Genomic DNA, 26,209 nt, shown 5'->3' on the forward strand with positions numbered 1-26,209 from the left:
TTGAAAATAAGCTTTAATTACGAAACTTTTCCGCTTTCCCACAGTTTCTTAATCGTTGGCATAATCTCATCGTAGATGTCCTTGACGCTCTTCTGACCGGTCAGCGCCTTGTCGATGGATTTCTCGTATTCCGTATTCATCTTAAGGTAGGCCGGAACATAATAAGCAGGCCACTGTGCAATGGAATCCTTGGTTGTGGAATAACTGAGTATCGTTTCTTTGGCACTTGCCGGAAGATCGGCAGTCCATTTCTCAATGAGGGCAGGGTCGGTGTACCAGTCGGCTTGGTTAGGCAGCCATGCTCCGCTCTTGAGCAGGTCCAGGGCATTCTCCGGGTTAACCATGTAAGCGTAGAATTTCTTGGCTTCCTCAATATGCTTGGACGTATTGTAAACTACCAGTGGAGCGCCTGCGTTCATCGTTACGGCTTGTTCCATCTTTGGCAACACGCCGACACCGATATCATCATTGCCTTTGATGTTAGCCAAATCCCACGAGCCGCTGACCGCCATCGCATAGCCGCCGCTCAGCGCATCAATAACCGAACCGGCGCCGGTAGTCCATGAATAATTGAAGGGCGAGGCTACCTTGTCCTTGTTGATAAGATCGGCCAGCTTCTGGATACCCTCAACCGATTTGGGCGAATCCCACAGAAATTCCTTGCCGTCCGGAGATACAATACCGCCTCCGTTCGCATTGGCTGCCCAGAAATGATGGAACTCACGTCCCGCGGTAAACCCGATTCCGTAATTCTCTGTCAATGAAGCGTTGAACCCCTCATCTGCGGCCGTTTTGCCTTTGGTATCCGTGGTCAGCTTCTTGGCATTGCTCACAAAGGTGTCCCAATCCCAGGCATCCTCAACCTTGGATGGCGGATAGGCGATGCCCGCAGCATCGAATTTCGCTTTACTGTAGTACAGCAGCTCCAGTTGGTTGGAGAGGCCGACACCGATAACTTTCTGCTCCGGAGAATGGATTGTAATCGCTGCCAATTTCTCCGGTATCGAACCATCGGCAAGCAGGTCACTAATATCCTCGAGAATGCCCATTTCATTGTATTTTTGAATATCCCCCTCACCCATGTAGCTGATATCCGGCAGTTGATCGGAGGCTAGGCGGGTCTGAATGAAAGTATCAAAGGTTCCGTCCGCCGGCAGCACTTGCGCATTGATCTTAACTCCAGTGTCTGCTGTATATTTCTCTGCAGCCTCTTCCACCAGCTTCTTCTGCGCGTCATCGCCCCAATACAACAGTTCAAGCGTAATATCCTTGCCGGACGTGCCTCCCTTATCATTCGCGGCTTTTTCTGTGGCTTTGGCGGCAGAGTTACCCGTGTTTTCCTCTCCATTCCCCGAACAGCCGGCCAGCGAAGCGAAGACCATTGTTAATGCCAGTGATAGAACCAGAGTGCGTTTACCAAACTTCATGTTTGTTGCCTCCCTTTTCTTTTAAATCTATATAAAATGAACTTGTGAGTTTTTCATTTAGGTATCCTGTGCAACTGCGGAGAAGACTTGGACTTCCCCTTCGCTGCTCCTTTACCTAATGGCGATTTTCCAAGTTCACCTATATTTATTTCGATTATACTAAGTTAAACGTTTAATCTAAAAGCTTCGCGGGTTTTGTCCTTTAAGCAGCTTGTCCCATTCTGCCGCTTCTTCCGGCGATTATGGACAAGCGCTGAAGACGCCGCCCTGAAGTCTTACTTGGCGCTGCAGCCGGCCTTGCCCGGAGCGGAATCCCACCTTGTCTTCAAGCAGCAGGTATCTGGAAGGGTACGCTGCATAGCTCGTAATTGTCCAGCCGTCCGCCTCTTCGGTAACATAACCGTTAACACAACGCAGCTTGCCGCTGCTGTCTCTATAGAGGTAGGCGGTTGTCCCAAAACCCAATAAGTAGGCAACCAGCTCTTCACCCATGTCCCAATCATCTCCGGATACAGTGGAGAACAGCGAGGCGAATAACGGATCACTGCTTGCTACAAATACCGACTGTCCGAACCTGTTCCTCGATAACTCCGGCATATTCAGATTCGGTGCAGCCACACTGTAAGTTGAGGCCGCCTCTCCCGGCTGCAAGCGGCGCGGAGTGGAGCGCACATTCCAGTCATAACAATTGAACACGGCCATTGTAGAACGGTAAGCCGCCTCCAAATATTCGGGATTGCCCAAATGCTCATAGGCAACCCGCGCCGAGCCGGACACCAATCCCCCCCATAAGGAATGGATCATGGAAGAGAGGGCTTCCCACCAGCGGTCCGGGTTCTGGACCCTGTAGTCATTACTGAACCCGATGTTCGCCAGAATCAGCTGTCCGTAGCGTTCCGCTTCGTCCAGATTCCCAAGATGGCACAGCGTTTCACAGGTAGGTCCGAACCCTGCGTTATCATAGAAGTGCTCTGTAATTGCCCCGCCGTATTGCTGTACTTCTGTCTGCAGATTCCGGCCGAACCGCTCCCATAGCTGCTGCAATTGCCCCTGCCATTCCGCAAGTCCCTCCTCCTCAAGTGCCTGCAGCAAATCCTGAATATATAGGGTGAAAATGCCGTTCAGCCCCGCCTCGTCTTTCTCGCGCTGCCTGGAATGGCAGTCCGGGTTCAGACGCAGGCATATCACTTCGGCAGCCCACTCCAGATAAAGCTGTGGCGGATGCAGCCTCAGCAGCGCAGCATCCATTCTCGACAGCAGGTAGAAAACATGCGCAATATAATCCAGATCATAAATCCGGTAGAAGCCTCCATACAAGGGGCGCGGCCGAGTAAAATCGCCCTCCTCGAACCAATGGAGCTTCATATCCAGCACTGCAGCAGCCTCGGCCTTCTCAACCTGCTCCGGCACTGCAGCCGACATGCTGTTCTTCATCAGCAGGAAGGTCAGCTTGCCAAGCGATTCTCCCTGATGGGACAAGGGACGGAACGCGTAGGGGCGTTCCACTCCATCTGCGCTTCCATAGCTATGGGCTACCAGCCATTCCGCCCGTTTCTCCAGCATAATGTCGATCGGCTCCAGCACGTTCCACACCAGGATGTCGCTGCGTCCGTCTTCAAGCACCAGCTCCAGCTTATGCTCACCGGGCGCCGGACGAAGCAGCGTAAGTGTGTACCTGCCACTCTCTCCTTTTACCGGAATCGCCTGATCTGTAATGTCTTCGCGGCGGATCTCCTCCGTTCCCGGTGGAGCGCTGAATAGGCGTATTTCACGTATAGACTGTTCCTGTCTTATCCCAACCTCAGCTTGAAAGATTCCGCCCTGTGTCAGCACAGGCGTATAGCTCCAGTGCGGGTGGCCAAACGCGGCTCCCTGGCGGTAGAAATCATCCTGATCCTGGCAAGGGAGAAATACATACTCCCAGCTGGAGGTCTGCCCGGGATCCAGATCCAGTGCATGGTAAGCGTTACCATAGATCCAATCTGCAGCTGCTGAGGCGGGCATTGAAGCTCCATCCTCCACCAGCGACAGCCGATGATACAGCAAGCCGTCCAAGGAAGGTGATACCTGCTCAAGAAAGCGGTTACTATAACGGCAATAGGAGCCTGCCGTGACTGTTCTGCCCCCAGTCTGATAAATACCCAAGTGCGGCGCCTCATTGCTGCGCCTGATAGCGGCAAACTTGGTGAAGTCTCCGCCCAAATGAGTGAACACTGCACACGATTCACGCATATTGCGCAGCACATTCTCATCCCTGAACATGATATAGGCCAGCGAGAACCATACATGCAGCCCGTTAATCCGTACAGCTTGTTCGGAGCGGTTGGACAATTCGATGCTCCACCTGAAGCGCTCCTCCTCCAGTGTGTATACGAAGCGGATCGTTACCGGAAAAGCATCAAATTCAACAGCAGCGCGATGCTCTCCCTCCTGGATCACCCTCGGCTTAAGATCCACACTGCGTATGATCTTCCCATTCAATTCGAGCGTCCATTCCCCGAACAGCTTATCCTCGTCTTCGTATCCTGCCTGTTGCAGATAAGCGGGATTAACCACCCAGTTCATTGCGGCGGGATCTTCCTGCATCACCAGGGACTGCATGGCTCCCCGGGAGCTAAGCTCCATTCTGTATTTTGCATTGCTGAGAAACGTCATCGCCATCACCTCTTTCACGTCCTGCCTTATAATCTAAACGTTTAGATAAATGAAAAAATATGATGTGAGACATCGGCTTTATCTCACATCGTTTACAGCAGCTACAGAGTCACGCTCGATTAACCGGCATTCCGGCATAATCAGGGGCGCCGACTCGTTCCCATTGATCACATTGTACAAGCTCTCTATGGCCTGATATCCCATCTCGTGCAGCGGAAGTTCCATCGTCGTAATCCGCGGGCGCAGATAATCGCTGAATTCCCGGTTATCGAAGCCAATCACCGACAAGTCCTCCGGAACCTTAACGCCTCTTTCGTCGGCTGCCTGCAATACCCCTACCACCATAACATCATTCATGGAGAGGATAGCCGTCGGCGGCTCCGGCAGAGATAACAGCTCGCCGGTCAGGCGATATCCGGATTCCCGCTCCCAGTCCCCCATCTTGATCAATAAAGGATCAAAGGGCAGTTCAAAGTCGGTAATCGCCCGATAATAACCGTTCAGCCGCTGTCTGGACGGAATGGAATCCATCAGCCCGCTAATGACCGCGATTCTGCTATGACCCTTCGCGACCAGATGGGACATGGCCTCATAAGAAGCCTGTTCATCGTTATAATGTATGGAAATGTCGTCCCGTGTATAACCATAGGTATATACAATAGGTTTGTCGTCTGCATCAATTAGTCCGGTTAGGTCACGGGTATGTACACCGATATAGATAATCCCGTCCACCTGCTTGCTGAGCAGCTCGGACACGGCATTGGAGGCGTACTTCCGGTATGCTTCTATATCAGCAAAATTACGGCCGATACGTTTATTTAGACGAAGATTGACCAGCAAAATATGCAGATCATGCCGATCGCCAAAATCATTAATACCATCAATAATCTCGGGTGCATTAAACACCGTCACATCCTCTGCGATAACACCGATCGTATTCGTACGGTTGAGCTTGAGGCTCTTGGCAATATCGTTGGGTTTGTAATTCAGCTCCTCAATGGCTTCAACGACTCGCTGACGCGTTTCTGGACGGACATTGCGGGTACCATTAAGCACATAGGAGACTGTAGCAATCGAAACATTGGCTTTAGCGGCGATATGCTTAATGCTGGTTTTGCTCATTGTAATTCTCCTATTCTATGCCGCAAACGTTTTGTTAAACGTTTAGATTGTTGAATGACACCTAAAATATACCATACGAAACTTGATGAATCAAGGGGTTTTATTGGTTAAGAAGGAATAACCGTAATATTTCTCCGCATTACTCATGCTTGTCCAAATATCCGGACTTTCCCCGCCTATGTACCAGTAGGCCACTCCCGCTAAATTTTTAGTAACAGCAAAATGATATTTGGCAATTAACGAGCGCCCGTCCTCAATCCAAATCAAGTGTTGCATGGCATTGTCCGTATAGCCGGCAACGTATTGAGCTAATGATTCATTCCATAGCGGTCTCATTGAATAGGTGCTGATTCTCTGATTTTGCTCAGTGAACGTAATGAATTCGGAGGATGAAACTGTTCCATTTTGCTTCAACATCCAGTCCCGGTTATAGAATGGCAGTGCCAATATAACCTTGTCATTTGATACGACCTTTAGCAAGGTTTCGACTGCGTTTATGATATAGGGAAGCGAAGCATTGGAGCCTGGATTGACACTTCCACCGTAATGCTCATCGTAGCCCATCATTACTACATAATCCACTTGTTCCCCAAGCGCAGCGTAGTCGAATGCCTCTGTCCAATCCGTACCAAGATCAGGCGACACATCTATAGACAACGTAGCATTAACGCCATGCAATCTCTCTGCTAATAAAGCAATAAAATCTGTAAAATATTTCCGATCCGCTGCCTTTACATTCTCAAAATCTATATTTAGCCCATCAATGTCATATTTACTTACCATCGCTGCTAATTGGGTTATTGCAGTATTTCTTGCTGTTATGCTAGATAACATTAGATGAGTAGCTTCTTGATCGGACCGGTTACCGACCATCGCCCAAATTTCTTTGTCCTTCGTCTTTGCCCACGAAACAAGCGAAATTTCCGTTGAATCCGTTACCATCCCACTTCTCCCTACAAAGTACCACCGTGGAGATAAGATGTTCACATTCGATTTCAGAATAGTACTCTTATAGTCTGCGGTTGTTTGTCCATACTGCCAGCCGATTACAATATGTTTATGCGGCTCACTCTCAAGCTCTGTGGCCCAGCTTTTATTTTGCAGCACCCGATAAATAAGTACAGTTGCTTCCTGCCTGGTAATTGCATCCGTTGGACGAAAATATCCTTTTTCATCGCCGTTCATTAACCCTAGCTTACTAACGGCAGCAACAGAATCCCTAGCCCAAGCAGCAATACAATTACTATCCTTATATGCTGTCAGATTAGCGGATTTGCCGTTCGTTTGTTGCAATGCACCAGCCATCCAAACAGCTGCCTCTTGTCTTGTAACAGCTCTTTTAGGTGCAAAAGTAGTCTCCGAGGTTCCACTTGCCAGGTTCAGCTGAACAGCCGCCTGAATCGGACCGTAATACCATTCACTCTTTACTACATCTGTAAAATCCGTTACTGGACTAGCCACTGGGTCAAGCTTTAGCAAACGTTCCAGCACAGTAATAAACTCTGCTCTGGTCATAAACTTGGCTGGTGAAAAACTCGTCAACGAGGTTCCTGTAATAAGCTTTTTATTATATAAATCTATGATCTCTTTTTGGGCATAGCTTGTGTTTATATCATCAAAAGGCAGCCGCCCATCGGCCAATATATGCTGACAAAACATGCTTGTTGAGCAAATGACAGCGGCTGCCGCTATTATGAATCTACCTAATATGGCCTTCACGAGATTCCTCCTATGACATCAATTTTAGAATTGTATCAAAGATAGAATCTTTATTCATTGATGAAATACTGGTAAATCACAGCAAAAAACAGCCAGTCGCCGGAAATTTCCAGACACTAGCTGTTTAGGTTGAGAGATGTAAATACAAGTTACAAATTCCAAATGCGGTACACAATAACTGCCGCTTCAGCGCGGGTGAGCGTATCGTCCGGTGCAAGCTTGCCGTCTTTGCCGCTCACAATTCCGAATTTCACCAGAGCCGCCAGGCTTTCTCTGGCATAATCAGCAATCCGGTCTGCATCCGAATAGGTTTCCAAAGTTGCGCTGCCAATGGCCTTTTTGCCGGCTGCCGCCAGTGCACGGTAAGCGATCACCATCATATCCTGGCGGGAAAGCTCACTGTTTGGCTTGAACATGTTGCCTTCATAGCCAGTGACGATGCCTAGTTGCTTCGCAATGGCAAGTTCATTTCTATAATCAGCGTCTTTCTGGACATCGCTGAAGGCAGCACTATCCTGATCTGTACCCTTCAATTCAAGGGCTCGCACAAGAAGCGCGGTGAAGTCCGCTCTATTCATGGCTGTCTCCGGGGAGAAGCTGGTCTTTGAGGTTCCTTTGACGATATCCCGGGCAGCCATGGCAGCAACAGCCTGCTTTGCCCAAGACAGGTTCTCCATATCCTCAAAGCTCATAGGGTTATACGCTGCCGCGTAGGTGCCAAAATAAGTCGTTTGGAACACAAGTGCTCCGCTTGCGGCGTCATAGCGGCCGTTCGGGATAGCTATCATGCTGCCATTGGCTGCACGGTACCAAACGACGAGCGAATCCGTGTGGCCCAGCTCTTCCACTGCCGGCTTGTAAGGAACGGTTACCTTTACAGGCGCATTCGGGTTGTTCCATGTCACTGCCTGGCCGCCAGCTATGACGTTCAGCTCCATTACCGGACGATTGCCAATCCTATCACGGGCTGCCGTATTCAAATTGTCCATTGAGGCCTGATTTACACGGATGGACACGGTGTCAGTATTTACTGCAGCACTGGACAGCATATTGCTCGGAACCTCGATGGCCGCTAAGTCTGTTTTTATCAAAAGCACATAGTTTTCCTGGCTCTTCAAGCTTTGAGTCGGAAGCTGCACTTCATACGAGGATACGTTTGCTTGCTTCGGCACTTCGACTATGATCTGTTTCCGTCCATTTGCTGCCGGAGCGGCTTGCTCAAGCGCTTTTTTCAGGTGGTCGCCCGAAATCGCCGCCTTCGCCACTGCGCCTTCGGTCTTTACTTCCGGTTTGATCGCCACCACACCGTCTTTGCTCTCAACGGTTCCGGTCTGCGGAGTTGATCCGTTGCTACTGTTACTGTTGTTATTGTTGCTGTTGCCGCCCTCGTTCGATTGGCCAGGTTTACCCGTAAGCGCAAGCACACCGTAAACGGAGGTGTCCTGATATCCATTGCCGGTTGTATCATTCCATGCGGCAACACTTTGCCGGGCCCCGTCTTTGGCGTCATTGATCTGTACGTCGAAACCGATCTTTTTGTCGTTGCTTGCTGAGATTTTTTTAAACGGAATCTTCACTTCTACTGTGTAGTTGGTTCCGGCAACCTTGGTTGATGATTCGAATCCGCCAGCGATCCCAGCCGGATTGAAGGAAGTCGCGTTGTCAAAATTGACTCTGAACTGTCCGTCATCGTCTTGATAGAACGTCGTTTTCCCATTGTTTTCATCCAGGAAGATTTCGACGGAATCCTGTTCCCATACGTTCTTACTGCTCTTGTCCAGCTGCGCGTCGCTGACCTGAATCAAAACATACAGATTTTGATCATCCCAGAGGGTTTTGGCCACTCCGGTCGCGCCCTGCCACGCCATCTGGTACCGATTCACCGGCAACTCCGCCGCCTTGCTCCAGACAGCATCAACCGTCCCGTCAACTACAGGTGAAGCATAAACCGCGGTGGATTGGTTTGCGCCGGTAGAATCAGGTTTATGCTCCTCCATAAATTTACCGGGGTTGATAACCCCGTAGTAAGCCGGCTTGGCCTGCAGGTTCTTATCGAATAATAACGGATTAGCAGAAGCTCTCCAGCTCGTATGGTCGTCCAAGCCCCAGAAGGTAACGCGCTCTATATTTGCGGCGTGAGTTTTGAAGAGCTCCATCAATTGCGCGTATAAATAGCCCTGGGCATTCGCAAGCTTCTCGGAAAGCTGATTGTTGCTTCCAGCCTGAATATCAAGCTCGGTGATGCTTACTTCTACGCCTAAGGAAATAAACTTCTCCAGCGACAGCTTTACGTTTTCGGGATTGGTGTTGATACTGTAGTGCCCCTGCATGCCGATGCCGTCGATGAGGCGTTTTCCCGGATGTGTAAGCGCATACCTATCATTGATGGCTTTGACCATATTATAAATGGCTGCCGCTTTATTCTGGTTATCTTCGTTGTAATCGTTGTAGTAAAGCTTGATATTCCAATCTGGATGTTGGTCCAGCACTTCTCTTGCCGCCAGGAAGGCCTGCTCCACATAATCTGCGCCAATGGAACTCTTCCAAGGGGATTCACGCAGCGAGGTTTCCCAATCTGCCGGATTACCCGGATTATCGCTCATCGCTTCGTTCACGACATCCCAAGAGATCACCTTGTCACCGAAATGTTCCACGACCGTTTTAATATGAGTCTGCAGATTTGCGAGCGCTTCGTCCCGCCCCAAGGGAAGGCTATTACCTTCCGCATCCTTTGTCGTATTCATCCACACGGGGGATTGCTGATGCCATACCAGCACATGCCCATGCATCAACATCCCTTCAGCCCGTACCTTAGCAACCATGGAATCCGCAGCGTCGAAGGTAAAATTGCCCTTCGCCGGCTGCAGCGCATCCGGTTTCATCGCGTTTCCTGCGGTAGCGACATTGTGATGCATTTTAAGCAGCTCCAGCCGCACGCCTTCCAGATCCTCGGCTGTTATCGCGTTGCCGATCAAAAAATCATTTTGATAGGCAGTCTTTACAGGAATCAGGTCCTTTTGTATGGCGATTGGACCTGTGCTTGTTTTCTCAAAATGGATGTCGTCGATATAGAAAGATGCTGCTGCGTTATTTGCGCTCTCGACATAGATGGTTAAATATTCGCCGCCCACACTGTTATAACGGTAGCTTCCCTCAAATTTAACCCAACCGTCGCTGGCACTGATTGTTTTTGGGGAAAGAGCTACATAATTTGCACTGCTTCCATTCCCGGTCTGCGTGGACAGCTGCAGCTGCGAGCTTGCGGGTTCAATCAGCTTGACCCATGCCGAAATGTTATATTCGCTGCCCTGGTCCACATACTTCTCCACACGCAAGGACGGCCCATGCCACGTAGCTGTTCTGGCCTCTACTTTCAAGGCATAGGAACCACCCTCGGTATGATTCTCTGTATCTGTAAGAGTCAGCTTCTCAGTCCCGGCTCTGCCTCCAAAACCGCCGGTAGTCTGATCCTCAAAGGTGATGGCAGTGAACGGTAAAGCCGGTTCTCTGGGCGGCTCTTCTCCACCGTCCGAAGCGATTTTCTCGGTGATAAGGAGGTCTCCGATATAGAAAGAAACCTCGGCTCCTGCTTTGTTGGAGTTCATGCGCAAGGCCTGATCTTTGCTTGTATCGACGGTAAATTCCTTAGTCAGGGTGACGGCTTTGCCCGCTTCAAAACTCACTTCCGCATAATTTCCATAGCTGTTCACAGTTTGAAGTGCAGCATTGGCGCCGCTGGGCAGATCCACATTTACATCCACATAAACAATTGAAGTCACCGTGTAGGTTTTTCCGTTTTCCAGGCCGAGGGCACTGAATTTGAAATCAGCCGCGTCCCAGTTGTTTACTCTGTTGCTTACGTATAATGCCGCTCCGTCTGCATTGCCTGCAAAAGACTTGCCGGTGACAGCCGTCAGGCTGGCACCACCCGATTGAACAGCTTTGCCTGCACCGGCCGCAAAGGTTTCGTGATAAACCGTTTTCGTGACTTCCAGTTTCGGTGTTGCAGCTTGCGCAACCGGAGCAAGACAGCCTAACGGAATAAGCAGACTCGCTGCCAGTACTAACGAGAAGACCTGTTTAATCATTTTACTCATGCGTTGCACTCCTCTGTATGAATTTGGGTTAGACAAGTTAAGCGCTTACAACTATGGAAAGCCGCCCCCCTTTCTCACCCCAAATCGTAGCATAATGCAAAAAGTGCGTCTTACTCTAAATTAAAGATTGTACCGTACTTTTTATATAACATTTGAATTGCGCTTAATCCGCAACTTACCTAAGAACTTGCACAACAAATCAACAAATTGATTGGCTTATAATAATCATAAGAACAATTGAGCGATACTATGGAGGTTATTATGAACTGGAAATCGGCGATTGAACAAACGTTGGCCACCACCCGTCTTAACATCAAGCGCTTCGGAGACCAATTTCCCATCGTAAGCCTTGGGGACGGCAAATATCATTTAACTGACCATACCAGCTGGACGGAAGGATTCTGGTCCGGGATATTATGGCTGAGCTACGAATACAGCAAGGACCCGGAGATTCATGCTGCAGCCATCAAAAGTGTGGACTCACTCAAAAAACGCTTGGAGGCTGAACAGGGACTCGATCATCATGACATCGGCTTTTTATATTCGTTGTCCGCGAAGGCCCGCTGGATTGTCGATAAGGATGAAGATTCCCGTCTGCTGGCGCTGCAGGCTGCCGATATTCTGATGAAACGCTGGCGGTCTGCCCCGCAGTTGTTTCAAGCCTGGGGGCCGGAAGGTGATAGTGCCAACGGGGGCCGGATTATCATTGACTGCCTGATGAATCTCCCCCTGCTCTATTGGGCTACTGAACAGACCGGGGACCGCAGCTATGCCGACTGCGCCAGCATTCAGGCTGAGAAAAGCCGCCGGTTCCTGGTGAGGGGAGATGACTCTTCCTACCATACTTTTTATTTTGATCAGGTAACGGGAAATTCTATCCGCGGAGGAACTGAACAGGGTTATCAAGACGGTTCCACTTGGACGCGGGGACAGGCATGGGGTGTGTATGGCTTTGCCTTAGCTTACCGCCATCTCAAAGAACCTTATTTCCTGGATACCTCTAAACGGCTTGCCCGTTATTTTCTGGAGCAGCTCCCGGAGGATCATGTTGCGTACTGGGATTTCGATGCTCCGCAAGAGCAGGACACACCCCGCGACAGCTCGGCTTCTGCTATCTTTGTATGCGGTATCCTTGAGCTGCTTGAACACTTGCCGGAAGATGATCCGGATCGGGCATTCCTTGACGAAGCAGTCCACAAATCTATAGATTCTCTGGTGAACCGCTATTTCACTGCCGGCAGTCAGACTGAGGAGGGTTTTCTGAGGCATGGTTCCTATTCCGTCAGGGGAAATTCGTCTCCCGATGATTTCATGATCTGGGGCGACTATTTTTTCCTGGAAGCGCTGATGCGGCTGGAGCAAGGAATACCGGGATATTGGTACGAACGTTAATGTGAATTTGGGCAACGGTATAAGATGAATCAACCTTACAACCGTATATGTAATCGCAAACCGGCAGGCCCCCCCATCGGAGCTCTGCCGGTTTGATGTGCTATATGGATTGCTGACGCTTTTATTAAACTATTTTATTTTTCATCGCCTGCTATTTATACTGTAAGTAAAAATGGTTGCAAGGGAGCGTTTCATGAACAGGAACGATCGTACGCCCAAAGGGCTTGAACCCGGTCTATTGATGTACAAGTATAAATATGAAGATGATGAATCCCATTGGTTTCACGCGCACAGGGGAATTGAAATATTGTACATATATAACGGTCATGGAGAAATCATGGTGGAGAATCAGACCTACCCCATTCAGGATCATACGCTGGTTTGGTTCCAGCCCTATCAGTTGCACAAAGTGATGGTTCCTCCGGCCCCCAACCGTTCTTATATTCGGACCAATCTGACCTTTGACCCCAGTTTTCTGGAGCATTATCTTACCGCTTTTCCTTTCCTGGAGAAGTTTTTCCGGAACATGTGGAAGGGTACTCTGCAGAGGCCGGTTTTCTACGCCATGAATAATACTCCGATTCTGGATTTGCTGGAGGAATTACATCATTCCGTAAATGATTCTGCCGCAAACAAAGAAGAAGATACCGGATTCCTGATGCTTCAGCTGATGCGTTTGCTTCAAAAACAAGTGTCCGGTGTCCAAACCGAAGACAATCCTATCCAGTCGCGTGGAGGCTCACATATCGAACGGATTACCGACTGGCTGGACGAACATTACAAGCAGCCCTTCAGCCTCGAAACGCTGGCTGCCAGTTTGCATCTGTCGCCTTACCACATTTCACATTTGTTCAAGCAATATGCCGGCATCACACTGTCCGAATACTTGATTCAGCGGCGTGTAAGAGAGGCTTGCATACTCTTAGCCAATACCGGTAAATCCATTCAGGAGATTGCTGTGGAGGTCGGTGATCTTTCCCCGTCATATTTCAGCCAGATGTTTAAAAAGATCAAGGGAATTTCACCGGACCAATATAGAAAAAGCATCCGCTGAATCCCTGCCATGGGCTGGATCACACAATCTCATAATAATCACAAAAAATCGCCCCTTGGTAAAATGGAAGTAATAAGCAACCATTTCAAAAAGGGGCGATTTTCGCCTGCTCTAGCTGATTCGGACACCAGAGCCGTTATTTGCAGATATTCGGCACATTTCCGGTGCTTGCGGGCACCAGTGACGTTATAATCACTTTTCACACGCTGTTTGCTGCTCTCCGGCGAAATAACGTCTTTCCAGTCCGCGACGCTGCACGCCATGCCTCTTTTCCACAAATAACAGCTCCTCAGACCTCAGCGCTAATACAATGCCCAGATTGGAACCGAAAAGATCAACCACAGCGGCATCCCCCTGCTGCTAGAGAAGACCAGCGGCTGCTACAGAATAACTTCAACCTTGACGGACGAGCGTCCAGGGTACGGCGGCAGGACGTTGCCCTCCACCCGTTCTCCGTCAACGGTGATTTGTTTGACGCCTTTGCAGACCTTGCTTACGTTCGTAACGGTGATGTCATAGACACAGCCTCTGAAGCGCCGCTTCACCGTAAAACCTTCCCAATCTGCGGGAATGCAGGGGTCGATGGACAAGCCGTTCATCACCGGCTTCACCCCCAGAATATACTGGGTGGCGGCGACATACATCCATGCAGCCGTTCCGGTTAGCCAGGACACGTTGGCGAGGCCGAACTTGTCAGACTCCGGCCCGAACAGGTTGGAGGCATAGACGTAGGGCTCTGCTTTGTACCGCCATAAGCCCGCCTTGTCCATGGCCACATTCGGCAGCAGCTGGCGGTAATATTTGTAGGCCAAATCTCCCCGGCCCAGCATACATTCAGCTATAATAGCCCAAGTGTTGGCGTGGCAGAATACTGCTCCGTTCTCCCCCGTCCCTTTGTTGTAATTGGTCAAAGGGTCGGCAGGATCGGGAAAGCTGGTGATGGAAGGATGAATTTTTTTGATGCCGAGCTCCGTGTCCAGCATGTCGCGGACGCTGTCCATCGCCCGCAGCCCCTTATCCTCGTCCGCCATGCCGGACAATGTGGCCCAGGTCTGGGCATTGAGCCAGATTTTGGCTTCGTCGTGTTCGTCGCTGCCGAGGAACCGGCCGTCGTCCATAATGGCCCGCCGGAACCATTGCCCGTCCCAGCCGATGCTGTTGACCCGTTTACGCTGCGCCTCATACATGGCTTCATACTGAGCGGTATGCTCCGGATGGCCGGCGGCGGCCGCAAGATCAATCATGCGCAGCAGCACCGTTCCAAGCTGCATCGCCGTCCAGATACTCTCGCCCCGCCCCTCGCGGCATACACGGAACAACTGGTCGTTCCAGTCCGAGCGTAGCATCAGCGGGAAGCCGTTAGGCCCCAGCTTCGACGCCGTAAAATCAATCGCTGCCTTCAAATGCTCATATACCGTGCCTTCGCTGCCGTCATAATAAGGCAGTTTGGCTTCCAGAAAAGCGGCATCTCCGGTTTCTGCAAGCAGATCCCATGCGGCAAGTGCGGTCCACAAATGGTCGTCGGAATGGATACTCGTTACCGGCTCCCAGCCTTCGTTCGGAAAGAAATAATGGTTAACATGGCCGTCCTTGTATTGTTGGCCAAGCAAAAGCCGCAGCTTGTCAAAGGCAAGCTCTGTGTCGAAGGGCACAACCGCCAAAATATCCTGCGAGGTGTCCCGGTAGCCCACTCCGCGGAACGTGCCGGTGGCGTAAAAGGAAATGTTGCGTGAAAACAGAAAGTTACGGTGCGCCTGGTACGGATTCCAGATGTTGATCATCCGCTCGGCGTCCTTGTCCGGCAGCCGGCTCTCCCACGCTCCCAGATAGCTCGCCCAATTTTCTTTCAGCGCCAGGAAGGAGGATTCTACAAATCCGGCTTCCCGGGAGTGGGCTACGGCCCGTTCAACTTCCTGCTCATCCGCTGCGGTGCCGAGAAATACATTGATGGTGCGGCTCTCGCCCGGCTGCAGCGTAAGATTGAACTGCAGCGCACCACAGGGGTCCCCGCCCATCAGCGTTGATCCGGTGCAGCCGCCGTTCTCAATCGCCGCCGGGTTGGATTCGCTGCGGTAACAGCCGATAAATTCCTCGCGGTCGCCGTCATAGCCAGAAAGTGGCGTATCCGAAGCCAGATAGACCAGCGGCGTCTCTTCCGGTTTGGGCTGGTTTTCGACCCCGTACCGGTACACCAGCGTTTCCGCTGGATGATATTGCACCGAAACCTGATGTTTGTTGTAGCATTGCCACTGCAGCTCGCGCATAAATTCCATCATGCCGAACTCGGCGTAGGCGTAAACCTTCAGTTCTTTCGCTGCACTGCCCTGGTTGGACAAGGTCAGATTCCAGATCAGCGAGTTCTCGTATGGCCCGACAAAATACACCGTCCTGGCGGCGATATCCGCCCGCTTCGCCTCAAAGCGGGTATAACCCATGCCGTGGGCGCTTTTCCACTCCTCAGGTTTGTCCAAGGCGGGCTCGCTGGTCGGGCACCAGTACCCGCCTGTTTTTGCATCCTGCACATAGATGTAAGGACCCGAACGGTCCATCGGCAGGTGAAAGAAACGGTAGCGCGTGATCCGCCAGATCTGGGGCGACTTGTAAAAGGCCACACCGCCCCCCGCATGCGACAGCATTGTGTGGAAGGTACCGTTCGACAGGTAGTTCATCCACGGCGTAGGCATATCATGCCGTTTAAATTCAACTTCCTTCTCCTCGTCGCTGAAGGTATAGTAATCCTTCGGCTCCGCGCGGTTTGTGCGTAATCCGCTTGACGGCAAGCCGCCCGCGGCCTCCTTATGTTCCTGCTGCCCGGATGGTTCAGCATGCTTGAAGTGTTCCGCTTTCACTGAGCTTCAGCTCCTTTAAGATGAAATTAGTTTGTTTATTTCGGTTCGACCTCGTCCAGGGTCAGACGGTATTCCAGGTCCTTCATATAGGTACCGTCGGCGTTCAGAAAGGTCAAACCGAAGGTCAGGTCACCACCTGTTCCATGCAGTATCGCGATCAGCCGGTTGAGGCCGCCCCGCAGGGTAAGCTCCTGCTCAGGCTCCGCCACCAGCACGCCGTTCAAATAAATCTCATAAGGCACAGCCGTATTGACGCGCAGGCGTCCGCGGCGAAGTTGTCCGGGCACCTGCACAAAGAAGCTCAGAAACCAAGGATCAAGCCCCGCATCCGCAATACGCAGTGACCCGTCGCCGGAACGCCGCTCTTTCTTCTGCATCCAGCCATAAAGGCCTTCGCCCAGATTATTCAAAGAAAACTCCGGATCGGTGTAGTAAGCCTTCATCGCCCGGTAATCGACATGGGGCGGACAAGGCAGCGCCATCGCCACTTCCATGGCCCACTCGCCGTCACCCTTCACGCTATCCAGTAAACCGTCATCAAAGGACGCGCCCAGATTGGCGAGCAGGCGGGTATACAGGCGCAGCGCCTTGTCACTCCCGGGGTCCGTCAGCAGCTGCGAGCAGAATACGGAACCCGCCCCTGTCTTCACTTCGGCAAGGAATGTTCCAGCAGGACGTGTGTTTCTGCGGTTTAGCTCCACCAGTGCCAGACGGCTGTATTCTGCCGTGTAGCCATGCACGAAATAGTCCTTCCATGGCGTGCCTTCGACACTGGTACAAAGAGCACAAGCGTCCGGCAGCTCCAGGCTGTTGAGGGCCAGCGCGCGGTTCATGACCTCGCGCGGCGACAGAAACACCTTGTCGAAGCCGAACAGGTCGACCGGGCTGAAGCCGCGCACAGCGGCGCGGGCGTAGTCCGCCGCCAAGTGATACGTCTCGTGCGGCACCACACGCACGGGGCGGCCCAGCAGGCGGGCAAGCTCCGCCTGCTGACTGTCCTCCGCCGGCAGGAGAAGCACCTGTCCGCCGGCTTCGGCATGACGCCGGAGCGCCTCGGCTGCCCCCGGCGCCTCAAGCATGCAGGCTTCGGCCACGATCAGGCCGAAGTCCTGCCCGTCCCCGGGCGCCGCTTCACCCGGCGCGTTGGCCACTGCCGGCGCTGTCGTATCCAGCGCCGTATACCGCAGCCGCAGCTTATCGAGGAACGCTGCGGCTTTCCCGCCGGGGCGCAGCAGCGCGGCCACCGGCCGGGCCTCAGCCCCGGCGTTGTCCCCGGCGCGCCCGGCGTAGGCCAGCAGGTTGCGCAGCAGCAGGCAGGCCTGCGGCACGCGGCCAATGTTCGCCATCAGCTCCAGCTGATTGGCCAGGAACAGGCCCTCCCCGCTGCGGTATTCCAGCAGCGGCGACCACAGATCACCGCCGTCGCCAAAATCGCCAGCACTGCATTCCAGCAGCAGCGTGAAATCACCTGCGGCCGGCTTCTCGAAGGCGGCATGGACAATCGGCAGCGGACCCTCTTCGCGCAGTTCCTCATGCCAGAACATCAGATCCTCGTCGCCAAGCCCCTCAAGCACGGGATGCTGGTAATTGCCCGCATGGGCGCGGAGGAAGGGCCGGCGTGAGAGCGGCAGCCTGCCCAGCGAAAGCTGGGTCTGCTCCAGCAGCAGCAGCTTGCCGCCCCGCGCGACAAACGCCTTCAGCAGCGCCTCCAGTCCGCCATCCAGATCCTCGGCCTTGCTGCCGATAACGAGCAAATGATCAGCTGCAAGCCCGACCAGTCCAGAACGGTCTACCTTTTCGCAGCCCGGAACAAGCCGGCGGATGTGTTCGTAATCCTCATCCGCTCCCCAATACACGGTCTGACGCTGTACGTTCACGGGTTGGTTCAGCAGGCTTGCGGACATGATCCTGTATTCTAAGCGCAGCTCATGCACCCGCCGCTCACCGTGAAACAGCACCGCCGTCAACACCACCTGCTCTCCGGCGGCGGCGCGGAACGGCACCCACTCCACCCCGACGACCTTATGCTCGGCGGGACTTTGGCGGAATCCAAAGCTTTGCTCATGGACGATGCTTTTCCCCTGCAAGACAACGAATTCCACCCGGACGTCCTGTGTAGAGAACGTGTCGTTGTATACGTCGAAGCTGCGGCTGACCGGCGCATCGTCATAGAAGCAGCGGTTGTACTCGGCGGCGATAATCGTAGCCGGCTTAAAGGCCTCAGCCATAATGCCAAAGGCTGGATTAGGCGTGTACAGCGGATAATCCTCCGGCAGCAGGCCGTTGTTCATTGAAAGCGAATAGGCCGGAATAAACTTTGGCTTCACGCCGGACATCCCCGGCTCGGAGGATGGCAGGACAATGTTCTGCTCCGGCATCGCCCGCATGAAATAATGGGCGAAATTGAAGGTGGAAATACCGGACACGCCCTGCCGTCTTGCATACTCCACAAACAGCCGCTCCTTCTGCGCCAGCCCCGCTGTGCTTTCGTCCGTACCGCGGTAGGCCTGCAGTCCAACATACATGCTGCTGTTTTGCGGGCATATATACCACCAGCCGCCATGTTCCCCGAAGGTCAGCGGAACTGTCCTGTCCCACTGGCCGATCGTGCCGTCGATGTTGTAATGGCGGCTTTCCACCTCCGTATGCACTTTGGGCAGCAGCCTGTTGTCTCCTTCGGCGATGATCGGACGGGTAGGATCAAGCTCGCGGATTGCAGCCATAAAGCCGGGCATATGCAGTTTGAAGCCGTCCCGTCCGTCCACCCAGCGCATTTCGTTCTGCAGACTCCAGAGAATGACAGACGGATGGTTTTTGTCGCGCTGCACAAGCCGCCGCACATGCTGCCGGCAGTTCTCCACAAAAGCGGGATGGTCTGCCAGCATGGATTTGCTCGAGCCATAAATCGCCGTCTCATCGACGATCAGCATGCCTTCTTCATCGGCAATCCGCACATAATCGGCCGGATACGGCTCGGCATGCAGCCGGATGCTGTTGACACCCACTGAGCGGCATATGCGGTACCAGTTGCGGATGTACGCTTCCGTCTGCTGCGCCCCGCCCTGAAAATGCCAGGAATCGCCGCGCAGATTGACCGGAATGCCGTTCAGTATAAACTGCGGGCCTTCGCACCAGATTTCGCGGAAGCCGAAATCTTCCACACGCCGGTCGATGATCTCCTCTCCATGCAACAGTTCCAGCACCGCACTGTATAGAAACGGCTCATCCGGGCTCCACAGTCTGGCACCGCTCCAGTCCATATTGAATGAGGCACAGTACACTGCCCCGGCCACTTCGTTTTCACATAGCCTGAGCGTCTCCACAGCGGCGCCATCGACTGGATGGGCCATGCATTCAGCAGACAGGACCGGTGCAGATTCCAGATCAACTCCGTAACATTCCGGTCTGTCTGGCCGCATGCCGGTATCGGCTTGCTCCGCTCCTGCCCCTTCAGATCCTGCGCTAGCCCTATCTGAAAACCCCAGCGCTTTCCGGCCCTCCTCAGACTGCCGCAGCACGCCTTTCTCCCGAATGCTCAGCTTTACGCGCAGCGGGCTGCGGGCCGCATCTCCCGCTGCGGAGGCAACAGCATTCACCTCTATCCGCCCTTCCCGAACGGAAGTACGAATAGTTACATTCTCCAGCGACAGTGCCGGATAACCTTCCAGATATACATCCTGCCAAAGTCCACGGCAAATCCTTCCGTACCAGGAACCCAAAAGCCCGGTTATTTTTTGCATGCCGTTTGGAAGCACCACCCTGTCGAATCCGCCGCAAACGACATGCAGATGATGCTCCCGCCCCTGCACCACCAGGGAAGTAATGTCGAGTCTCAGCGGCAAGTAGCCGTCTTCCCAAACACCAATCTCCTGCCGGTCCAAATAAATGACGGCCTTCTGCATAATGCCGTCCAGCCGCAGCACGATCCGTTGACCGGCCATGCTCTCTGGAACCCGAAAGCTTCGATGCAGCACTCCCGCTTCCGCGGCATCCCATTCCTCCGGATAACCGTACAGCTCGAACGGGGCGTAGTCATACTCCTGGAATTTGCCGAATCGTTTGCCTTCCGGGAGCGGATAAGTCCGCCTCCAGCTGGAAGGAACCTGGATCTTGCGGGCTTCATAAACTATTTTTTCCGGCAGCCTGCGGCATTGCGGCTGATCATACAGGGGCATGAAATCCCATTCCCCGTTTAGACATAGCAAATTACGCATCTCTTATTCCCAACTTTCCGGTGAAGGAGCGCACCTCAAGCACTAGATCGAGCTTCCGCCAAATATCCTGGCCGGCAGGGGTCCCTTCCCATTTGATAAAATGCGGCTCCATAATTTCGGCCCAGTTGTCCGGAGTAAGTGCCGTTTTCAGCCTTCCTTCATAAGGGGCAGGCTCCCGCGTGGCCGGCTGCTCCGCATAAAAAAACAGCACATTCTCATGAAGCCCGATAATTCCGTATTTATCTCCGTCACCCGGCCGTTCTTCCTGATATTGATAGTGGTAATAAACATAGCTGGCGGCTTCTTCCGGCTTCAGCAGTGCAAGCCGTCCGTAGGGCTCGCCAGCAGCGTTTGAGCGCTCCCAATGCTGCGCTGAAACAGGCTGCTGATAATGAAAAATATCAACCAGCGGGGCCCAGCGGCGACCCTGTTCCCCTCCCGGCCAAACTGCCAGCCGTTCTGAGGCTTCGGGCAGCAAACTTTCCGGCGGAACCGCCTCTTCCAGGCATTCATAATAAAGAAACAGCTGGTGGCTGCAGGCAAACAGGCTCAGATTGACCACATTGAGATGTTCCATCGCTTCGGCGAGCGAAGATGAGACCTCTTGGCTTCGAAAAAAAGAAGCAGGTTCCTTGCCCCTGAGCCCCTCGGCCCTGTATAAACAGCGCTTCATGCCGAACCTCCCTTTCGCTTGTTTTCCCTATCATGTTACCGCATACAATTCTTCTTCGCCTTGACGATCGGGACCTTATTTAGCATGATAGCGACATGAGATCTCAAGACCGCCTGAAACCGCAACTGCGGTGAGGAAATAGGCGTAAGAAGGTTCTTCGAAATCCAGCTCGGCATGGCAAAGGCCCGCCAAAAAGGAACACTCCCTTTTGCGGGCCCGGTTAAATCATAAATTGAAATGAATAGGTGTGGAAACAACTCCGAACAGCTCCGACAGCAGCGTCCGCGCTATCACGCGGTGACCTGATGCGTCCGGATGGATACCGTCACCATAGCTATAACTGGCATCAAGCCTCCGCTCATACCGGATATGCTCCAGCAGCGGAGTGCGCAGGTCGATCACGCCATCGGCGGGACAACCGCCGAAGAGCAGCCAGTCCGCATAACGCTCCAGCACGCGGTCATAATCCCTGTAGGGCGCCAGATAACTGAAATCAGGCGCCCCTTCAGGCAAGAGCTGGCCATTCATTGAAGCGGCGTCGAACGGCGGCGGGGTCATGAGCACCGCTTTAGCCCCGGCTTCACGGATCTGTGCGCTCAGCTGACGCATTCCCGCCTGATAGGCCGCAAACCGTTCGTCCGAGTAGGGATGGTAAATTCCGTCATTCATGCCGTAGCAGGCTACAACTACACCGGGAGCGGCAGCAGCGAGTTCTTCCGCCAGCCGGTCGTGGATACAGGGCCTTGGAAATGGATGCCTCGCTTCGCTCAGGCCTGATACCGTCTCACTGGGGATACCGCGTGCTACCAGTTCCACCGCCTGATCCGGGCGGTGCTTCCGCAGCCATTCCTCTACATAACTAATATATCGGCCATCCGCCGTAATGCTGTCCCCGAGAAACAGAATTACCGGCTTCACCGGATCATTTGTGATAGGACCGGCAAATAAATGCAACATTGTTCTCCCTCCTGACAATAACGCAGGTCTTGGCTTAGCCGAAGTCCGGCGATAGGCCCGCAACCTTAATGGTAACGCTGCCTGCCCATTTTTGCCTTGACGATCCCGACCTTCTTTAGCATAATATGGCCATGACAACAAAACTTTTTGCGCGGGACATCGGACTTGAGCCCGGCTTTACCTTCAGGATCCAGAAATGCCCGCTGACCCATGATTACTACGTCCATAGCCATGATTTCTCCGAGCTGGTCGTCATTCTGTCGGGAAGCGCCGTGCATATTATCGAAGGGAGAGAGTATCCGGTTACCGCCGGACAGGTTTTTCTGATCCACAGCAACGTTTCCCATGGTTATAAGAATGTCGATGGCATCGAATACGTTAACGTCATGTTCCAGCCCGAACAACTGCTGCAGCTGCCCGAGCTCAGGCTGCTGCCGGGCTTTCAGGCGCTGTTCTATATTGAGCCTTTCTACCGCAAGGAAATGTATTTCAAGGGCATGCTCACCCTTGACGCCGGGCAGCTGCGGGAAGCGACGCGGCTGCTTGATGTGATCCTCGAAGAGCATGACCGGCAGCCGGAAGGATACCGGCTGATGATCCGCACCTATTTTACCGCTCTGGTGGGCAAGCTTTCACGCTATTATCAGAACAGCCTCGGAAGCGAGGACAACAAGGCGCTGCGGATCGGCGAGACCGTGACCTATATCGAGGAGCATTTTCTGCAGCCCATTTCCCTGCAATCCATGGCGGATATGGCCTATTTGTCCACCCGCCAGTTTCTGAGAGTCTTTACCCGCAACTACCAGACCACCCCCATGGATTACGTCATCCGCAAGCGGCTGGACTATTCCTGCACGCTGCTGCGCAGCCCCGGCCTCACCATTTCCCAGGTGGCTATGGACAGCGGATTCCATGACCAGAACTATTACTCCCGCCAGTTCCGCAAAGCATTCAACTGCACGCCAAGTGAATACCGCGAGAAAATGCGGGATTCCTAACGTCATCTGCAGTCACTCCTTATCCTCATCCCTGCCGGCGGCCATTCCCTCATCCCTCTGACGCAGCCGCCGCCGGTACGCCCCGGGCGTCACGCCAAATCTCGCACTAAACAGCCGCGTCATGTAGTTGGGATCGCGGATGCCCACCCGTTCGGCAACTTCGGGTATGCCGAGCACTGTACCACCCAGCAATTTTTTGGCTTCTTCCAGGCGCAGACGCAGCACATACTGCAGCGGTGTTGTGCCGATATGCTGTTTCATGCACCTCGTAATATAATCCGCCTGGAAATGCAGCTCCTCCTCGAGTCCGGCAAGATCAAACGGCTGTCTCCAATGACTATCCAGATAGGCTGCGGCTGCCCGGGCCAGCCGGACCGCAGGCTCCGGCGCGGAAGTCCGGGCGCATTCCGCCTGCAGCGCGGCCAACAGCTCTGCCAGCAGCAAATGGAGCCGGACTGCGTTCTCTGCGTTTAACCGGTTGTGGATCTCGTTCATCCCACGCAAAATCGGCTCCAGTGCTTCTACATCGACTGCAGCAAATTTGGGCATATACAAACGCTGCTGCGCAGAAGGCTCAACATCCTCTACCGTCCCTTTGGCGAGCAGCGATGACCAGGGAATATCCTCCCGCCGGATATGCGCTGTCGGACATCCATGAATGAAATGCACCCAATAAATTTCCGTATCCTCCCCGCAGGGCCGATGCCCGGCATGCGGCAGCCCTGCCTCCAGCACCAGCAGCTTTCCCGGACCCACGGCATATTCCTTATCTTGTTCTGTCATATACAGCGTTCCCCGCTTCACCAGCAGCAGATCGTACACACCGAAGGTGCGGGCGAAATGCCGGTCACCCGGCGACCAGACGGCATGTCCTACTGTCACAAATTGCGGCAGCGGCGGGATGGCGAATTCCAGACACAGCACAGTATTCCTCTCCTGTCATAAGTCGATTTTGTGCTATTCAAAGTCTATATTATCACTGGTTACTCCGGCAGAAAAGAGGTACATTGACTGGGAATCCGCTTTTCATCCAACCATATAAGGGGCTGTTTATCCATGCGTTTTCGTCAGGTACACCTCGACTTCCATACTTCCGAAGCCATTGCCGGCATCGGAAGCGAGTTCTCCAAATCCCAGTTTCAGTCCATGCTGCGGGCCGGGCGTGTCGATTCCATCACCGTTTTCTCCAAATGCCATCATGGCTGGGCCTATCATCCCAGTGAAGCCAATGAAATGCATCCGCATCTCAGCTTCGACCTGCTCGGCGAAATGATCGCGGCTGCCCATGAAATCGGGGTCCTCACACCGGTTTATTTATCAGCTGGTCTCGACGAAAAGCTGGCACGGCGCCATCCCGAATGGCTGATCCGCGACGCGGAGGACCGGACGCGCTGGGTGAAGGACTTCATGACACCGGGGTATCACGAGTTTTGCTTCAACACGCCTTTTCTGGACATCTTGCTGGCGCAAATCCATGAAGTGGTCTCCCGTTATGACGCGGACGGCATCTTTCTCGATATCGTGGGCATCCGCAAATGCCGCTGCCAGTACTGCGTAGCTGCGTTGCGCGCGGACGGCCAAGACCCGCGCGACGAATCTGCCGTCGCCGCCTTGGGCGAACGGACTTACCTGAACTATGCGCGCCGCGTACGGGAGACCATAGACGCCGTGAAGCCCGGTCTTCCGGTCTTTCACAACAGCGGCCATCAGCGGCGGGGCCGCCGTGACCTCGCCCGTGTCAACAGCCATCTGGAGCTGGAGTCGCTCCCGACCGGAGGCTGGGGTTATGATCACTTCCCGCTGTCGGCACGCTACGCCCAGACGCTGGGTATGGAATTTCTCGGCATGACCGGCAAATTCCATACCTCCTGGGGCGAATTTGGCGGATACAAGCATCCGAACGCACTGCGGTTTGAGGCAGCGCTCAGTCTTGCCCATGGCGCCAGATGTTCGATCGGTGATCAGCTTCATCCCACGGGCCTAATGGATGAGGCGACCTATGCCCTGATCGGCGCTGCCTATGCGGAGGTGGAGTCGAAGGAGCTATGGTGCACCGGGACAGAGTCTGTCGCGGACATTGCTGTCCTATCCCTCGAAGCGGCGCGTGAGGCCTGTCCGGACGGGCAGGAGCTGAAGGGACGGCGCAATCTGGCCGATGCCGGTGTGGTGCGCATGCTGACCGAAGGCCATTATCTGTTCGACATCGTGGATACATTAAGCGATTTTGGCGCTTACAAAGTGCTGATTCTGCCGGACGAAGTGCCGGTATGGCCGGAACTAGCCAGCGCTATAGCGGAATTCACAGCAGGAGGCGGCAAAGTGCTCGCCACCGGGCGTTCGGGCCTGAACGCAGCAGGTGATGCTTTTGTCCTGGATTTGGGTCTGAACTGGAAAGGAACTAATCCGTACCAGCCGGCTTATTTCCGCCCGGACTTCACTCCCGGCGCCTTGCTGCCCGCCTCCTATGTGATGTACGGCGAAGGCCAGCTTGTGGAATTAAACGGCGGACAACCGCTGGGCTGTCTGGAGAACCCGTATTTCAACCGTGATGTCTTCACTTTTTGTTCACATCAGCATACGCCCAGCGCCAAGGAAGATAATGGGCCGGGCATGGTCGAAAGTGAAAACGGCATCTATATCGCCTGGGATGTGTTCAGCGATTACGCGGATGGCGGGCATCTCATCCTGAAGGAGATGGTACTCCATGCGCTATCCCGGCTTCTGCCGGAGCCTGCTCTGCGCACCCGGTTGCCGGCCCGTGGGATAACGACCCTGCAATACCAGCCGGCGGAACGGCGCTATGTCAACCATCTGCTCTATGCCGCCCCCGTGCTGAAGGGACGTATAGAAGTCATCGAAGATATCGTGCCGCTGCGGGACGTTTCCGTCAGCCTGCGCCTCCCGTCTCCCGCTCCTGTCCAGCGGGTCTATCTGGCCCCGTCGATGACAGAGCTGCCGTTTACGGTGGGCCATGGCGGTGAAATCGGCTACACGGTTCCTTATCTGGAGAATCACCAGATGGTAGTGCTAGAACTGGCGTAAGTAGAATTAC

General features: G+C 53.5%; 15 protein-coding genes. 4 read left to right on the top strand and 11 right to left on the bottom strand.

Annotated features, from left to right (window positions below):
• Positions 1–17: 17 nt before the first annotated feature.
• From NYE29_RS00985 to NYE29_RS01005, 5 genes are all read right to left on the bottom strand, one after another.
• Positions 18–1,427 carry an extracellular solute-binding protein gene (locus tag NYE29_RS00985; protein WP_076113584.1) on the bottom strand — a complete coding sequence of 470 codons (1,410 nt, stop codon included), beginning with the start codon at positions 1,425–1,427 and terminating at the stop codon, positions 18–20.
• Between the two features lie 240 nt (positions 1,428–1,667).
• Entirely contained in the window at positions 1,668–4,082 is a 2,415-nt protein-coding gene (locus NYE29_RS00990) for a hypothetical protein (RefSeq protein ID WP_340893906.1), read from the bottom strand.
• A gap of 78 nt (positions 4,083–4,160) precedes the next feature.
• Complete coding sequence (locus tag NYE29_RS00995) at positions 4,161–5,204, bottom strand: LacI family DNA-binding transcriptional regulator (protein ID WP_038588083.1); 1,044 nt, start codon at positions 5,202–5,204, stop codon at positions 4,161–4,163.
• Between the two features lie 90 nt (positions 5,205–5,294).
• Positions 5,295–6,923, bottom strand: coding sequence for an S-layer homology domain-containing protein (locus tag NYE29_RS01000; RefSeq protein ID WP_340893908.1), 1,629 nt, complete (start codon positions 6,921–6,923; stop codon positions 5,295–5,297).
• A 149-nt stretch (positions 6,924–7,072) separates the two neighbouring features.
• Positions 7,073–11,020, bottom strand: a complete 3,948-nt coding sequence (locus NYE29_RS01005; protein WP_340893909.1) for an endo-1,4-beta-xylanase — start codon at positions 11,018–11,020, stop codon at positions 7,073–7,075.
• Positions 11,021–11,281: 261 nt separating this feature from the next.
• On the opposite strand from NYE29_RS01005, the gene NYE29_RS01010 reads away from it, so the two are divergent.
• Both NYE29_RS01010 and NYE29_RS01015 read left to right on the top strand, forming a co-directional pair.
• Positions 11,282–12,412 carry a glycoside hydrolase family 88 protein gene (locus NYE29_RS01010; protein ID WP_076113589.1) on the top strand — a complete coding sequence of 377 codons (1,131 nt, stop codon included), beginning with the start codon at positions 11,282–11,284 and terminating at the stop codon, positions 12,410–12,412.
• A gap of 193 nt (positions 12,413–12,605) precedes the next feature.
• Positions 12,606–13,466, top strand: coding sequence for an AraC family transcriptional regulator (locus NYE29_RS01015; protein ID WP_340893910.1), 861 nt, complete (start codon positions 12,606–12,608; stop codon positions 13,464–13,466).
• A gap of 192 nt (positions 13,467–13,658) precedes the next feature.
• Here the strand turns inward: NYE29_RS01015 and NYE29_RS01020 are convergent, their stop codons facing one another.
• The 5 genes from NYE29_RS01020 to NYE29_RS01040 form a co-directional block, all read right to left on the bottom strand.
• Positions 13,659–13,808, bottom strand: coding sequence for a hypothetical protein (locus NYE29_RS01020; protein ID WP_340893912.1), 150 nt, complete (start codon positions 13,806–13,808; stop codon positions 13,659–13,661).
• A 38-nt stretch (positions 13,809–13,846) separates the two neighbouring features.
• Positions 13,847–16,315 carry a GH36-type glycosyl hydrolase domain-containing protein gene (locus NYE29_RS01025; protein WP_076113591.1) on the bottom strand — a complete coding sequence of 823 codons (2,469 nt, stop codon included), beginning with the start codon at positions 16,313–16,315 and terminating at the stop codon, positions 13,847–13,849.
• Between the two features lie 35 nt (positions 16,316–16,350).
• Positions 16,351–20,529, bottom strand: coding sequence for a glycoside hydrolase family 2 TIM barrel-domain containing protein (locus NYE29_RS01030; RefSeq protein WP_340893915.1), 4,179 nt, complete (start codon positions 20,527–20,529; stop codon positions 16,351–16,353).
• Entirely contained in the window at positions 20,522–21,202 is a 681-nt protein-coding gene (locus tag NYE29_RS01035; protein WP_340893916.1) for a hypothetical protein, read from the bottom strand. Before NYE29_RS01035 ends, NYE29_RS01030 begins: the two co-directional genes overlap by 8 nt.
• A gap of 225 nt (positions 21,203–21,427) precedes the next feature.
• Positions 21,428–22,159 (bottom strand): GDSL-type esterase/lipase family protein, encoded by a 732-nt coding sequence (locus NYE29_RS01040; RefSeq protein WP_340893918.1) that lies wholly within the window; start codon positions 22,157–22,159, stop codon positions 21,428–21,430.
• Positions 22,160–22,290: 131 nt separating this feature from the next.
• Here NYE29_RS01040 and NYE29_RS01045 point away from each other — a divergent pair, with 131 nt between their 5' ends.
• Positions 22,291–23,157: a helix-turn-helix domain-containing protein gene (locus NYE29_RS01045; RefSeq protein ID WP_076113595.1), complete on the top strand. Its 867-nt coding sequence runs from the start codon at positions 22,291–22,293 to the stop codon at positions 23,155–23,157.
• A 12-nt stretch (positions 23,158–23,169) separates the two neighbouring features.
• Here the strand turns inward: NYE29_RS01045 and NYE29_RS01050 are convergent, their stop codons facing one another.
• Entirely contained in the window at positions 23,170–24,081 is a 912-nt protein-coding gene (locus tag NYE29_RS01050) for an AraC family transcriptional regulator (RefSeq protein ID WP_340893921.1), read from the bottom strand.
• 132 nt (positions 24,082–24,213) lie between these two features.
• Between NYE29_RS01050 and NYE29_RS01055 the strand changes: the two genes are divergently transcribed.
• A complete protein-coding gene (locus NYE29_RS01055; protein ID WP_340893922.1) occupies positions 24,214–26,199 on the top strand; it encodes a beta-galactosidase trimerization domain-containing protein in 1,986 nt (661 codons plus the stop codon).
• The last annotated feature ends 10 nt before the right edge of the window (positions 26,200–26,209 follow it).

It is taken from the genome of Paenibacillus sp. FSL M7-1046, from assembly GCF_038007405.1.
GTDB lineage: Bacteria > Bacillota > Bacilli > Paenibacillales > Paenibacillaceae > Paenibacillus_AQ.

Coding starts and splice junctions, on each gene's coding strand:
- NYE29_RS01015 (WP_340893910.1), top strand. CDS start 12,606: ATGAACAGGAACGATCGTACGCCCAAAGGGCTTGAACCCGGTCTATTG.
- NYE29_RS01040 (WP_340893918.1), bottom strand. CDS start 22,159: ATGTTGCATTTATTTGCCGGTCCTATCACAAATGATCCGGTGAAGCCG.
- NYE29_RS00990 (WP_340893906.1), bottom strand. CDS start 4,082: ATGACGTTTCTCAGCAATGCAAAATACAGAATGGAGCTTAGCTCCCGG.
- NYE29_RS01010 (WP_076113589.1), top strand. CDS start 11,282: ATGAACTGGAAATCGGCGATTGAACAAACGTTGGCCACCACCCGTCTT.
- NYE29_RS00995 (WP_038588083.1), bottom strand. CDS start 5,204: ATGAGCAAAACCAGCATTAAGCATATCGCCGCTAAAGCCAATGTTTCG.
- NYE29_RS00985 (WP_076113584.1), bottom strand. CDS start 1,427: ATGAAGTTTGGTAAACGCACTCTGGTTCTATCACTGGCATTAACAATG.
- NYE29_RS01005 (WP_340893909.1), bottom strand. CDS start 11,020: ATGAGTAAAATGATTAAACAGGTCTTCTCGTTAGTACTGGCAGCGAGT.
- NYE29_RS01035 (WP_340893916.1), bottom strand. CDS start 21,202: ATGAAGCGCTGTTTATACAGGGCCGAGGGGCTCAGGGGCAAGGAACCT.
- NYE29_RS01045 (WP_076113595.1), top strand. CDS start 22,291: ATGACAACAAAACTTTTTGCGCGGGACATCGGACTTGAGCCCGGCTTT.
- NYE29_RS01055 (WP_340893922.1), top strand. CDS start 24,214: ATGCGTTTTCGTCAGGTACACCTCGACTTCCATACTTCCGAAGCCATT.
- NYE29_RS01030 (WP_340893915.1), bottom strand. CDS start 20,529: ATGCGTAATTTGCTATGTCTAAACGGGGAATGGGATTTCATGCCCCTG.